This is a genomic window from Macellibacteroides fermentans (genome assembly GCF_013409575.1).
GTDB lineage: Bacteria > Bacteroidota > Bacteroidia > Bacteroidales > Tannerellaceae > Macellibacteroides > Macellibacteroides fermentans.
The window spans coordinates 816,684-829,546 of the sequence record NZ_JACCCY010000001.1 but is presented as its reverse complement, the minus strand read 5'-3'; the positions used below and the strand labels follow the sequence as shown (position 1 = coordinate 829,546).

Here is a 12,863-nt window from a genome sequence, read left to right as displayed (position 1 = left end):
GTGATTGCTGTGCTCTTGCTTTGTCCTTTTCTGGGTAGAGCGCAGATGGAGCTTACATTGGATAAGGCTATTGCGTTGGCTGCGGATAGTTCGCTGGAGGCTTTCAGAATGAAGAATCTGTTTCTTTCGGGTTATTGGGAGTATCGCACATACCAGGCTGGCAGATTGCCAAGTCTTACGCTTGATCTTACGCCGGCACAGTATTACAGAGATATTACCCGTAGGTATGATTCGGAGAGTGACCTGGATGTATATCGTAAGCAGCAGTCTTACTATGCGGGTGGGAGTCTGGAGATGAAACAGAATTTCGACTTGTTTGGAGGTACTTTCTTTTTGGATTCCGACTTGGGGTATATCCGGAATTTTGGCGATAATACCTATAGTCAGTTTACTTCTGTGCCAGTGCGTTTGGGATACAGGCAGAGTTTACTGGGATATAATCCGTTTAAATGGTCGCGCAAGATTGAGCCTCTTAAGTATGAGAAGGTGAAGAAGGAGTTTATTTATAATATGGAGGGGGTAAGCGAACAGGTGACCAACCATTTCTTTGTACTGGCCATGGCTCAGGCGGAATATGATCTGGCAAAAGAGAATGTGGCTAGTACGGATACGTTGTATATTACCGGTAAGAGGCGTCATGAAATTGCTGCAATCAGTCAGGCTGACTTGCTTACATTACGTCTGGATGCGGTAAATGCGCGCAATACGTTGCAGAATGCCCAGATTGCTTTGCAAAGGGCGATGTTCAGCCTGGCCTCTTTTCTGGGTTTTGAGAAGAATACGGAGATACGATTACGTTTGCCGGGTAAACCGATGCAGGTGAAAGTGTCGGTCGACGAGGCCTTGGCTTTGGCCCGGGAGAATAATCCTTCTTTTCTTTCGCTTCGTCAGCAGGTTCTGGAGGCGGAGCAGGTGTTGGACAAGACGAAAAAAGAGGCGATGTTCAATGCATCGGTGAGTGCGAGTATCGGCTTTAACCAGGTTTCGGATAAGTTCAACCAGGTGTATCGCGACTTATTGCAACAGGATGTGGTGTCTGTTTCAGTTTCGATTCCTTTGGTGGACTGGGGTGTACGTAAAGGAAAGAAAAACATGGCGCAGAATAACCTGAATGTTGTGAAGATCTCTTCCGAACAGGGCTCTCTTTCGTTGGAAGAGGATGTGATTATGACGGTGAGCGACTTTAATACGCAGCAGTCCATGATTGTTAGTGCCGAAGAGGCGCTGGATCTGGCGCAAATGGCTTATGCACAGACAAGGCAGCGTTTTATGATCGGAAAGGCTGATATAAATAGTCTTACCCTGTCGCATAACCGCCAGCAGGAGGCGCAACGTAATTATATTTCGGCTTTGCAGAACTACTGGCTAAGCTATTACAAAATACGGAAACTTACTTTGCACGACTTTGAGACGGGTGTTTCTTTATCGTCTGAGTTTGATTTTAAACATGGCTTGTAAGAATGAGTAAAGTATCGCCTAAAATATCTTCGTTTACGTTGATCGTTGCTTTCTTGTGCGTGGCTATCGCGGGAATTGCTTTTATCCCGTTGTTGCCCGTCAAGCTGTCACCATCGCGTACATTGCCCAAGTTGGTGGTGTCTTTCCAGATGCCGGGTAATTCGGCCCGGGTAATTGAAATGGAAGTCACCAGTAAACTGGAGGCTATGTTGGCTCGAATAAAAGGAATTAAATCGATTTCATCTACCTCGGGTAACGGATGGGGAAGTATTCAGCTTGATCTGGATAAGCATACGGATGTGGATGTGGCTCGTTTTGAGGCTTCTACCATTGTGCGGCAAAGTTGGTCTCAATTGCCGTCCGGACTTAGTTATCCTGTATTGCAGGTAAGCCGACCGGATGATAAGGAGACCCGGGCGTTTATGAGCTACACCTTGAATGCGGCGGCTACACCTGTTTTTATACAACGTTATGCCGAAGAGCAGATCAAACCCCGTTTGTCTTCTATCAAAGGGATTTACCGGATTGATGTAAAAGGGGCTACTCCCATGGAATGGCGTCTTACGTATAACAATGATCAGCTTATTTCGCTGGGTATCACAGTAAATAAACTACAAGAGGCTATAAGGCAATACTATAACCAGGAGTTTCTTGGTACAGCCAACGTGCAGCTGTCAAAAGGAGAGAAGGAGTGGATACGACTGGCTTTGGTGTCTGAAGCTCCGGAAAACGGTTTTGATCCTTCGAAGATTAGTGTGAGTACTCCGGATGGAGAGGTGATCAGTCTGGCGAAACTGATCCGTGTTACCCGTCAGGAAGAGATGCCTCAGAGTTATTACCGTATCAATGGGCTGAATTCTATTTACTTATCGATAGTGGCGGACGAGTCTGCCAACCAGTTGCAGCTTGCCAAGCAGGTTAAGGATGAGATTGCTAGAATGGAAGCTGTGTTACCGGCAGGATATGAGATACACACAAGCTACGATGCCACGGAGTATATTCAGACAGAGCTGGATAAGATTTATGTTCGCAGTGGGTTGACGGTGCTTATTTTGCTATTGTTTGTATTACTTATTATGCGTAACCTGCGCTATCTGCTGCTTATTGTAGTGAGTCTGACGGTCAACATCCTGATTGCTGTAATCTTATATTATCTTTTAGGTCTGGAAATGCAGCTTTATTCTTTGGCCGGGGTTACTATTTCTCTTAGCCTGATTATTGATAATACAATCGTAATGGCCGATCATATCCGTACGCATCAGAACAGGCTTGCCTTTTTATCGGTGTTGGCCGCTACGCTTACAACCATCGGTTCTCTGGCCATCATTTTTTTCCTGAACGAGGAGATCCGACTGAATCTGCAGGATTTTGCTGCTGTCATTATTGTGAATCTGTTTGTATCGCTGGCCATAGCATTGTTTTTTGTACCTGCATTGATGGATAAGATGGGCTTGAACAAGCGCAAAGTGAGACGAAATGCTCGTTTCGCTTTTATCCAAAAATGGAAATTAAAGGGAAGTTTATTGTTCAGAAAATATTACGGAGCGCAGATACGCTTCATGTGTCGCTGGAGGGTTGTTGTTTGTTTGTTGTTGATTCTTGCTTTTGGTTTGCCGGTGTTCTTGTTACCCGAAAAGATTGAACCAAAAGATGATTTGCCGCTTAAAGGGTGGCAAAATACGTACAATGAAGTTGTGACAAGCTCGTTTTATAAAGAATCGGTAAAACCCATAATAGAAAAGGTGCTGGGTGGAACATTGAGGTTGTTTGTGGACAAGGTTTACGAAGGAAGTTATTTTACCCGCAGTGAAGAGACTGTATTGAGTGTTTCGGCTTCTATGCCCAACGGTACCACATTGGCCCAGATGAATAATCTGATGCAACGGATGGAGGCTTATCTGAGCACGTTTACCGAAATTAAACAATTTCAGACGAACGTTTATAGTGCCCGCCAGGCCGGAATCTCTATCTATTTTACAAAAGAGAGCGAACAAAGTGGCTTCCCTTATACCTTGAAGAGTAAAATAATAAGCAAAGCGCTTGAATTGGGTGGAGGAAGCTGGGGTGTTTGGGGATTGCAGGACCAGGGGTTTAGCAACGATGTAAGAGAAAACGCCGGTTCTTACAGAATTGAGATGTTGGGTTATAATTACGATGAGTTGTATAATTATGCCGAAGCGTTGAAAGACACGTTGCTTACTTACCGCCGTATTAAGGAGGTATTGATAAATGCGCGTTTTTCGTGGTGGAAAGATGATTACAAAGAGTTTTATTTTAACCTGAACAAGGCGCGTATGGCAGAAGAGAATATAATGCCTATGCAACTTTTCCAGATAATGCGTCCTGTTTTTACAAAGGATGAATTTACAGGCAGTGTCTTAGTGGACGGAAGCAAAGAGAATCTGAAATTATCTTCCACTCAGTCGGCTTCATACGATGTATGGGCATTGCAGCACAATGCGTTGGAAGCATCCGACCGGAGTTACAAGATGTCTGATCTGGCGGCGGTCGAAAAAGGACAGATGCCGCAGGAGGTGGCTAAGGTGGATCAGCAATACCGGTTATGTCTTCAGTATGAATATATCGGGGCAAGCAATCAGGGAAATAAGATACAGGAAAGGGTGCTGAAAGCTTTTAATAAAACCTTACCCATGGGGTACTCGGCCAAATCCGATAATCAGATGTGGACTTGGGGTGAAAAAGACAAAAAGCAATATTTGTTGTTGGCTCTTATTATTGTGATCATCTTTTTTACAACCAGCGTGTTGTTTAATTCGCTCAGGTTACCGTTGGCTGTGATTTTTGTAATTCCTATTTCATACATCGGAGTGTTTCTTACCTTTTACTTGTTTAAGCTCAATTTCGATCAGGGAGGTTTTGCCTCTTTTGTCTTGCTTTGCGGTATAACGGTAAATGCCAGTATTTATATCCTGAATGAATTTGATTCGATACGGAAGGATTCTCCTGCTATGCCACCGGTTAAAGCCTATCTGAGAGCTTGGAATCTAAAGATTATTCCTATCTTTCTGACGGTGGTTTCCACAATTTTAGGTTTTATTCCTTTTTTGGTAGGTACGGGAAAAGAGGGGTTTTGGTTTCCGTTGGCTGCCGGAACTATTGGTGGACTGGTGATGTCTATTGCTGGAATTTTCTTTTATCTGCCGGTTTTTACCCTGAGCAGGAAGAAATTATAAGGGGCTTTAACAACGTATTGTTGGTTTCGTTTGTTATGCCTATATTTGAAGATTGACAAAACAAACAGAAATATGGAACCTATCACTCATCTGCAGGATAAAAAACGTTTCGAAATAACCGAAGACGGCTATACGGCCTATGTTGCTTACGAGCTATTTGAAGGAGGTATTGATATAACACATACATTGGTACCCAAGCCTTTGGAAGGAAGAGGACTCGCATCTGCTTTAGTGAAGCACGTGCTTGAATATGCCGGTGTTCAGGCTTTAAAAGTGCGTCCCACCTGCCCGTTTGTAAAGGTGTATGTGGAAAGACATCCCCAATACCGTTACCTGATTTTTGAATCCTGATTCTTAATTTAAAACAAGTCAGGGAATCTAATTCCCGTTATTATATGGATAGTTGGAAAAAAAAGTTTGCCGTTATCTGGAGCGGCCAGTTGTTTTCCATTCTTAGCAGTGCCATTGTTCAGTTTGCCATTGTGTTATGGTTAAGCTTTGAAACAAAATCGGCGGAAGTATTATCTTTTGCCATGATTGCTGCTTTGTTACCTCAAACATTGATAGGCCCTTTCGTAGGGGTGTTTGTGGATCGATGGAGCCGGAAGCGTACCATGATATTAGCCGACACCTTTGTGGCTTTTTGTTCGGCTGTGCTGGCATTGCTCTTTTATATGGATTGTGTGGAGATATGGCATATCTATGTGCTGCTGGCCTTTCGATCGGTCGGCAGTGCTTTTCATAATCCGGCCATGGAGGCCTCTGTTCCGTTGCTGGCTCCAGAATCGGAGTTGCTTCGTGTTTCCGGCATTAATCAGGTAATATATTCTATCTGCAACATAGCCGGTCCCGCTTTGGGGGCTGTGTTTATGACGTCGTTCGACATGACGTATGTTCTTATGTTTGATGTTGCCGGTGCATTGATTGCCTGTACCTCGTTGTTGTTTGTGGTAATTCCTAATCCGGAAAAGAAAGCGGAAGACGAAGATCGTCACGTGTTGCGTGAAATGAAAGAGGGTTTCAATGTGGTATATAGACAACCGGGATTGAAATGGATGATGATGCTTTCTATTATTGTAACTTTCTTTCTGATGCCGGTGGCAACCTTGTTTCCATTGATGACGCTGAATCATTTTAACGGCAATGCTTTTGAAATGAGTCTGGTTGAGGTAATTTGGGGTGTAGGAATGCTTTTGGGTGGAGGTATTCTGAGTGTTTGGAAATTTAAAGGGAGGAAAACAATCTTGATTAATGCTTCGTATGTTGTATTGGGGCTCACATTCCTGTTTTCTGGAGTGTTACCCCATTCAGGGTTTATTTATTTTGTTATCCTTACCGCCATTGCCGGAGTTTCAGCTCCTTTTTTTCACGGACCGTTTACCTCATTGTTGCAAATTTATATTCATTCGTCTTATCTGGGACGGGTGTTTTCACTGTTAGGTAGTGCCAGTATGTTACCCTCCATGATAGGTTTGGCAGCAACTGGTTATATTGCAGATACTATTGGCGTTGCAAATTCGTTTATAATATCGGGTACAGTTATCACGCTGGTAGGATTATATTCATTTTTTGTAAAACCGATCCGTTTGCTTGAAGAAGGTACCCGGAATTTGTAAGTTTCTTTAAATTATTATTCAAATGAAAGAACGTATTGCAAAAGTGTTTGAACAAGTGGGCCTTGCTGTCCGCTCCAATCCGGTGGAACTTATAATCTGCCTCTTTGGTTTTATTATTTGCTGTCTGACTTACGAAAAGGTAATTACGGGGTGGGAGGGACTTCCATACTACCTGCCTGTATTTTTTCTTATCTCCTACACTTTGAACCAGCTTAGTTCCTACAAGTTTGTCAGCTGGATCTATGGTATGTCAGGACTTTTGGTTTTGCCGCTTGTATGGAGTAGTGAACCCCGCGAACCGTGGTTTTATCTAATTTCTTTAGGGGCGGCTTTTGGTATTTACTTTATCAGCAGTGGTCAGCGTGAGAACAGGCCTTTCGTTGAAAGTGTATTGAGGTTTTTGCGTTCGTCTGCTTTTGCGGCGCTGCTTTCATTGGTTAGTTGGATTCTTATTTATTCTGTATACCTTTCCATCCAGTATATTTTTGAAATTTGGAAGGACAGCAACAACCGGATGGAATTTTATCTGCTGCACTTTGTCTACTTGTTGCTGTTTCCTTTGTTTTTCCTTTATTTTCATCAGGACAAGCGAGATCTGTTTACGAACAACAAAGTAACCGATCTATTGTTTAATTATGTCTTGTCGCCTGTATTGTTAGTGTATACAGCTATCCTTTATATCTATTTTGTGAAGATAGCTGTCCTTTGGTCGTTGCCGAAAGGGGGAGTGGCTCTCATAGTAATTTTCTTTTCTATAGCTTTATTTGTGTTGAAAGGCTGTATTCCTTTCGTGCGTAAAAGCTATTATGCATGGTTTTACAACCGTGCAAGTTGGATTGTATTACCGGCCCTGGTTATGTTTTGGATAGGTACGGTATATCGTATCTCTCAATATGGTTTTACTGAAGACAGGGTATATCTTGTGGTGACAGGGGTGGGTATCTCATTAACAACATTGTTGTTTTTTACGCATAAATGGGGGCGATACCTGTATGTGGTAACCCTAATAGTCGTTTTATTTAGCACCTTTACCTATATACCGGGAATTACTGCTAAAGATATTGAAGTATTTTCGCAGAAAGATCGTGTTCAGAATAAAGTTCCTGAAGTAAAATTACCGGATAATGTATTTTTGAAATGGGATGAAACGCTTCCAACAGATAGTTTCCGTACGGTGGATATTGTAAATACCGTGCATATGGATTATCCAAAAGACTACGAAATTGACTCAACCCGGGTAAATTTAAATTTCGATTTAGATTCCATTTCACTTTTTGATAAAGACAAGATGTTGTTGTTTAGTATGCCAACGCGGGATTTTCTTAATAAGCAACTGATGAAGTGCGGTCTTACTCATAATGACACGATAGATGCAAAGGTTGGGAAAGGGTTGCTTAAAGTTGAACTGGATTCGATGGTTATGATACTTGATAACATGGTGCTAAGCCGGGATTCTCTGTATCGGATTGAGAATATAGAAGGTGGCTTATTGTTGAAGAAATAAGGATGAGGTAGATATAAAATATACCCCGAAAGTTTTAGTTATCTTTCGGGGTATGTTTTTTATTGCAGCTTGGTTGTTGATCGGAAATTAAAAACGCCAACCAACATTTAATTGTATGACATTATTTTTTGAATTAACATCGTCTAAGAACTCAATATCGTTAAAAGAACTAAGTGCCTTGATGGTGTTCGTGAGTCCCAGATTGTAATTGGCCGATAATTGCAATCCTTGCTTAAACTGGTAGCCAAATCCAATTCCAATAGAGAAATCGAAAGGTTCAATCATGTCAAGATCTTCACTGTATGAAACACCGATAAGTGATGCTTCAACCTTTTCGGAAACCTTGAATCCGAATTGCGGACCGGCAAAAACATTGAATCCCTCTGCAAGATATGCCTTTGCATAAACGGGGATATTAATGTAGTCGTTTTTCATTTTTACTGTAACTCCGCTTTCACTAACTTTTGTTCCCTGCATGGAATAAAATAGGCCCGATTCAATGGAAAAACCTTCGGATAGCATATATTCTCCTGCCAATCCTATGTTAATTCCTGGTTTTAAGTCACCGCCTGCATTTGTCATATCCGCCAGATTAAGTCCCACCCTGGGAGCAAACAAAATGTTTTGTGCTGTTGCAGGCACAGATAGTAAAACCAATAAAACAAAGAGTAACTTTTTCATATGTTTTTTATTTAATAGTGTATACTTCGTCTTAACAATATGTCTTACTATCTAATAAAACACTCCGGTTAAAGGAATGGTTTTACAATGGAGGCTGTCCATCGTAAAACTATTTTTATTGCAGCAACTGCATTAACTTATCCAGTTTCGGAGCCATGATAATTTCAGTACGGCGGTTTTTGGAGCGACCATCGGCAGTTTCGTTGGAGGCAACCGGCATAAATTCACCACGACCGGATGGCTGAATCTGAAGCGAGCTTACACCGTAGTCTTTAGTCAGAATACGTACCACCGAGGTGGCGCGGATCACACTTAGATCCCAGTTGTCTTTAAACTGAACTGTATTGATGGGCTTGTTGTCGGTATGCCCTTCAATAAATACATCAATGTCGTTTTGTTTATTCAGGACATCGGCTAACTTGGCCAACGCCTCTTTACCACGTTTATCGACTTTGGCGCTTCCCGATTCAAACAAAAGTTTGTCCGACATGGCTACATATACTTTGCCATTCTTTTGTGTTACACTCAGTTCGTCGCTGCTAAAGCCAAGTAAAGCATCTTGTACGCTGCCTAAGAGTGCCTTAACTTTGTTGTTTTGCGCATTTATCATATCCTGCAGTTCATTGATAGTCTTCTCCCGATCGCCCAGTTCATTCATTTTCTGCTGCAAAAGACTGTTCAACTTTTCCTGTTCGGATAGATTAGTATTCAGCATGGTCTGATAGTTGCGTACGGTTCTACCTAATTCTGTTGTGTCTCGTAGCAGATCTGCAATACGGGCCGTCTGGCGATCTGCTTCATCCTTGCAGTTTACTAATTCTTCTTTTAATGCGTCACCACGTCCTACGGCTTCCAACCTTCCGTTTTCGGCAATCATATACTTCTTTTTTGTAACACACGAAGTGCAGACTAACAGCGCACAAGCTGCCACATAAACGATATTCTTCATTGTAGATTCAATTTAGTTTACGCAAAAATAGTAATTTATTCTTTCCTAATTTTATAAATCCTCCAGGAATAGCCATAGATAGGATATTTTTGGTTACGTTTGCATACAGTTCCAATTTGTATTCTATGGGAAAAGTACTGATCATTGATGATGAAAAACAGTTGCTGCGCTTACTTTCGCGTATGATTGGGTTAGAAGGGTATACTGTTTATGAAGCCGAATCTTGTAAAGCCGGTTTAAAGTTATTGGCTTTGCATAGACCGGAAGTGGTTTTATGTGATGTCCGTTTGCCCGATGGAAGTGGAGTTGAATTTGTGAAAGATATTAAAAAGCTATATCCTTGTACCGAAGTTGTATTGCTCACTGCTTATGGAAATATAAGCGATGGTGTTTTGGCTATAAAGAACGGTGCATTCGATTATATAACTAAGGGAGATGATAACCCTAAAATAATTCCTTTGATTGCGAAAGCAATGGAAAGTGCAGTCCGCTTATATAATGAAAAAAACTGCCAGCTTACAGATGATGGCAAACATTATACATTTGAAGGTATTGTAGGTAATTCTCTTGCTATTCAGGATGCTATCTCGTTGGCTAAAAAGGTGTCGCAGACGGATGTGCCTGTATTGCTTACAGGCGAAACCGGCACAGGTAAAGAGGTATTTGCTCAGTCCATCCACCAAAACAGTAAACGAGGAAGACAGCCGTTTTTGGCAATCAACTGTTCTGCTTTTAGTAGGGAGCTGCTTGAAAGTGAAATGTTTGGATTTAAGGCAGGTGCATTTACCGGTGCTGCAAAGGATAAACAGGGACTTTTTGAGGCATCGGATCGTGGTACAATCTTCTTGGACGAGATTGGTGAAATGCCAATTGATTTGCAAGCAAAATTATTACGTGTTTTAGAGTGCGGTGAATTTATTAAGATTGGAGAATCGGTTCCTTCCAAGGTAAATGTTCGGATTATTGCAGCTACTAACCGGGATTTAAAAAAAGAGATTGCCGCAGGTAATTTTAGAGAAGACCTATTTTACAGACTTTCTGTATTTCAAATTCATTTACCATCTTTAAGAGAACGAACAGAAGATATTGAATTGTATGTACACTCTTTTGTTACTATTTTATCTGCCAAAATGGGAAAAGAGATTCCGTCTATCGCCCCCGGATTTATTAAGGTACTCAAGAAGCAACCCTGGAAGGGGAACGTGCGTGAGCTGAGAAATGTTATTGAAAGAAGCTTGATTCTCACAGATGGAGAGCTTCTTACCGAAGAAGTGCTTCCTCCCGGAATGTTACATCCGGAAGATATGGAGGCTTATTGTGGTTTCGATTTGAGCGGGGTCGAGAAAACGCATATAAGGAAGGTCCTTCAATATACGCACGGAAATAAAACAGAAACGTCTCGTTTGTTAGGTATTGGGCTGACTACGCTATATAGGAAAATAGAAGAATACGGATTGTAATTTTAAGTTCTGGTACGTCATTATAAAAAGCAACCCTTCCATTTTGGAAGGGTTGCTTTTTATATAATATAGCTGTATTATATGTATTAATTTGTTTATCAGTGTTTTAAATGCATATTTGATTTTTTGGCACGTATTTGGATTATATGTCTGTGAAATAAAAAACAGAGTGTATATAATTAAAGACGGAAAGATGTATGTATAGTGTATTATTGATTTTATGTATGGGAATTGCAGGGTATTTAATGTATGTGTTAATTAATCCGGAAAAGTTTTAGGACTAATAAATATAAATACTCATGAATAAAGAATTGATGACCGGATTAATCCCGCTTTTTGCCGTTATTATTGCAAGCTATCCCTTAGGAAGACATTTGGCCAATGTTTACACGGGAGAGAAAAATTGGATGAGCTTTATGAGTCCGATCGAACGTTTCATTTACAAATTGGCTGGTATTGACCCAAAGGAAGAGATGACATGGAAGCATTTTTTGCGTTCATTGCTTATCTGTAACCTATTCTGGTTTTTCTGGGGAATTTTACTGCTACTTATTCAGGGAATACTTCCCCTTAATCCAGATGGTAATTCCGGCCAGTCGTTGCATCTGGCATTGAATACCTGTGTTAGCTTTCTTGTCAATGCAAACTTACAGCATTATAGTGGTGAATCGGGAGTTACATACTTCTCTCAGCTTTTTGTAATTATGTTGTTTCAATTCCTGGCTGCGGCAACTGGTATGGCAGCAATGGCAGGAATAATGAAAGCAATGCTGACCAAATGTGGTAAAACAATCGGAAATTTCTGGGTTTATTTAGTTTCAAGTATTACCAGGGTATTGTTGCCGCTTACATTGATTATGGCTTGTTTCCTGATTCTGGATGGAGTCCCGATGACATTTGAAGGGAAAAAGGAGGTAACTACCTTGGAAGGAAATAAGCAGTTTATATCTCAAGGGCCTGTTGCAGCCATAGTTGCGATAAAACAACTCGGAACAAATGGAGGTGGCTTTTACGGTGCAAATGCAGCACACCCTCTTGAGAATCCTACATTTCTTAGCAATACAGTAAGCTGTATGTCTATGTTGCTACTTCCCATGTCGTTTGTATTTGCTTTGGGGTTTTATTTAAAGAAAAAGAAGTTTGCTTTTAGTGTTTTTACTGTAATGTTGGTTGCTCTGATTATTGGTATCGCTGTAACTGTATCAACCGAACGTTTGGGTAATCCTAACATCAGCTTCATGGGAATTGATCAGTCGGGAGGAGCGATGGAGGGTAAAGAGTCGCGCTTAGGAGCTTCGGCAACCGCACAATGGAGTGCGATAACGACAGCTACTTCTAATGGATCTGTCAACGGAATGCATGATAGTATGATGCCGCTTAGTGGATTGGTAACATTGCTTAATATGCAAGTGAACAGCTGGTTCGGAGGCGTTGGTGTAGGTTTTATGAACTATTATGTATTTATTATTATTGCGGTGTTTATTAGTGGTTTAATGGTGGGACGCACCCCCGAATTCCTGGGTAAGAAAATAGAAGCGAAAGAGATGAAAATAGCAATTATGCTCGCACTTCTTCATCCGTTCCTTATTCTTACAAGTGTAGCTGTTACTTCATGGATGATTGTCAGAAATCCCGAACTATCAGCGCAATGGCTTGCCAATCCTTCGTTTCATGGTTTTACAGAAATACTGTACGAATATACCTCAAGCGCAGCCAACAACGGATCAGGCTTTGAAGGTCTTAAAGATTCATCCATTTATTGGAACATCAGTTGTGCGATTGTGCTAGCTGCAAGCCGGTTTCTTTCTATAGGCGGACAGATTGCAATTGCAGGATTATTGGCTGGAAAGCAGTTTATTCCTGAAAGTGTGGGTACACTTAAAACCGACACGTCAACCTTCGCTCTGATGACATTTGTGGTTATCCTGATTATTGCAGCCTTGTCGTTTTTCCCGGTTCTTACATTGGGCCCGTTGGCAGAATATGTTACAATAAAATAAT

General features: G+C 41.4%; 10 protein-coding genes. 8 read left to right on the top strand and 2 right to left on the bottom strand.

Translation table 11 applies throughout. The features are described from left to right. Positions 1–45 precede the first annotated feature (45 nt). The 5 genes from F5613_RS03495 to F5613_RS03475 all read left to right on the top strand — a co-directional run bounded on the left by F5613_RS03495 (position 46) and on the right by F5613_RS03475 (position 7,772). The gene (locus tag F5613_RS03495; protein ID WP_246303347.1) at positions 46–1,458 is read left to right on the top strand and encodes a TolC family protein; all 1,413 of its coding nucleotides are present in this window, start codon (positions 46–48) and stop codon (positions 1,456–1,458) included. Positions 1,459–1,460: 2 nt separating this feature from the next. Beyond that, complete coding sequence (locus F5613_RS03490; protein WP_179398694.1) at positions 1,461–4,652, top strand: efflux RND transporter permease subunit; 3,192 nt, start codon at positions 1,461–1,463, stop codon at positions 4,650–4,652. Positions 4,653–4,724: 72 nt separating this feature from the next. Continuing rightward, positions 4,725–5,003: a GNAT family N-acetyltransferase gene (locus F5613_RS03485; protein ID WP_179398693.1), complete on the top strand. Its 279-nt coding sequence runs from the start codon at positions 4,725–4,727 to the stop codon at positions 5,001–5,003. A 44-nt stretch (positions 5,004–5,047) separates the two neighbouring features. Continuing rightward, entirely contained in the window at positions 5,048–6,268 is a 1,221-nt protein-coding gene (locus F5613_RS03480; protein ID WP_179398692.1) for an MFS transporter, read from the top strand. A gap of 22 nt (positions 6,269–6,290) precedes the next feature. Continuing rightward, on the top strand, positions 6,291–7,772 hold the full coding sequence (locus tag F5613_RS03475) for a DUF4153 domain-containing protein (protein WP_179398691.1): 1,482 nt from the start codon (positions 6,291–6,293) through the stop codon (positions 7,770–7,772). 87 nt (positions 7,773–7,859) lie between these two features. On the opposite strand, the gene F5613_RS03470 is transcribed toward F5613_RS03475, so the two are convergent. Next, positions 7,860–8,453 carry a porin family protein gene (locus F5613_RS03470; protein WP_079684091.1) on the bottom strand — a complete coding sequence of 198 codons (594 nt, stop codon included), beginning with the start codon at positions 8,451–8,453 and terminating at the stop codon, positions 7,860–7,862. Between the two features lie 115 nt (positions 8,454–8,568). Beyond that, positions 8,569–9,402, bottom strand: coding sequence for an OmpA/MotB family protein (locus F5613_RS03465; protein ID WP_079684090.1), 834 nt, complete (start codon positions 9,400–9,402; stop codon positions 8,569–8,571). A gap of 125 nt (positions 9,403–9,527) precedes the next feature. Between F5613_RS03465 and F5613_RS03460 the strand changes: the two genes are divergently transcribed. The 3 genes from F5613_RS03460 (at position 9,528) to kdpA (ending at position 12,862) form a co-directional block, all read left to right on the top strand. Next, on the top strand, positions 9,528–10,862 hold the full coding sequence (locus tag F5613_RS03460) for a sigma-54-dependent transcriptional regulator (protein ID WP_179398690.1): 1,335 nt from the start codon (positions 9,528–9,530) through the stop codon (positions 10,860–10,862). Positions 10,863–11,059: 197 nt separating this feature from the next. Beyond that, positions 11,060–11,140, top strand: a complete 81-nt coding sequence (kdpF, locus tag F5613_RS16665) for a K(+)-transporting ATPase subunit F (RefSeq protein ID WP_079684088.1) — start codon at positions 11,060–11,062, stop codon at positions 11,138–11,140. Between the two features lie 21 nt (positions 11,141–11,161). After that, positions 11,162–12,862, top strand: a complete 1,701-nt coding sequence (kdpA, locus tag F5613_RS03450) for a potassium-transporting ATPase subunit KdpA (RefSeq protein WP_179398689.1) — start codon at positions 11,162–11,164, stop codon at positions 12,860–12,862. Position 12,863 lies beyond the last annotated feature (1 nt).

Bases quoted from the DNA above. Each gene is read 5' to 3' on its own strand.
- F5613_RS03495 (WP_246303347.1), top strand. From the start codon at position 46: ATGGAGCTTACATTGGATAAGGCTATTGCGTTGGCTGCGGATAGTTCG.
- F5613_RS03490 (WP_179398694.1), top strand. From the start codon at position 1,461: ATGAGTAAAGTATCGCCTAAAATATCTTCGTTTACGTTGATCGTTGCT.
- F5613_RS03485 (WP_179398693.1), top strand. From the start codon at position 4,725: ATGGAACCTATCACTCATCTGCAGGATAAAAAACGTTTCGAAATAACC.
- F5613_RS03480 (WP_179398692.1), top strand. From the start codon at position 5,048: ATGGATAGTTGGAAAAAAAAGTTTGCCGTTATCTGGAGCGGCCAGTTG.
- F5613_RS03475 (WP_179398691.1), top strand. From the start codon at position 6,291: ATGAAAGAACGTATTGCAAAAGTGTTTGAACAAGTGGGCCTTGCTGTC.
- F5613_RS03470 (WP_079684091.1), bottom strand. From the start codon at position 8,453: ATGAAAAAGTTACTCTTTGTTTTATTGGTTTTACTATCTGTGCCTGCA.
- F5613_RS03465 (WP_079684090.1), bottom strand. From the start codon at position 9,402: ATGAAGAATATCGTTTATGTGGCAGCTTGTGCGCTGTTAGTCTGCACT.
- F5613_RS03460 (WP_179398690.1), top strand. From the start codon at position 9,528: ATGGGAAAAGTACTGATCATTGATGATGAAAAACAGTTGCTGCGCTTA.
- kdpF (WP_079684088.1), top strand. From the start codon at position 11,060: ATGTATAGTGTATTATTGATTTTATGTATGGGAATTGCAGGGTATTTA.
- kdpA (WP_179398689.1), top strand. From the start codon at position 11,162: ATGAATAAAGAATTGATGACCGGATTAATCCCGCTTTTTGCCGTTATT.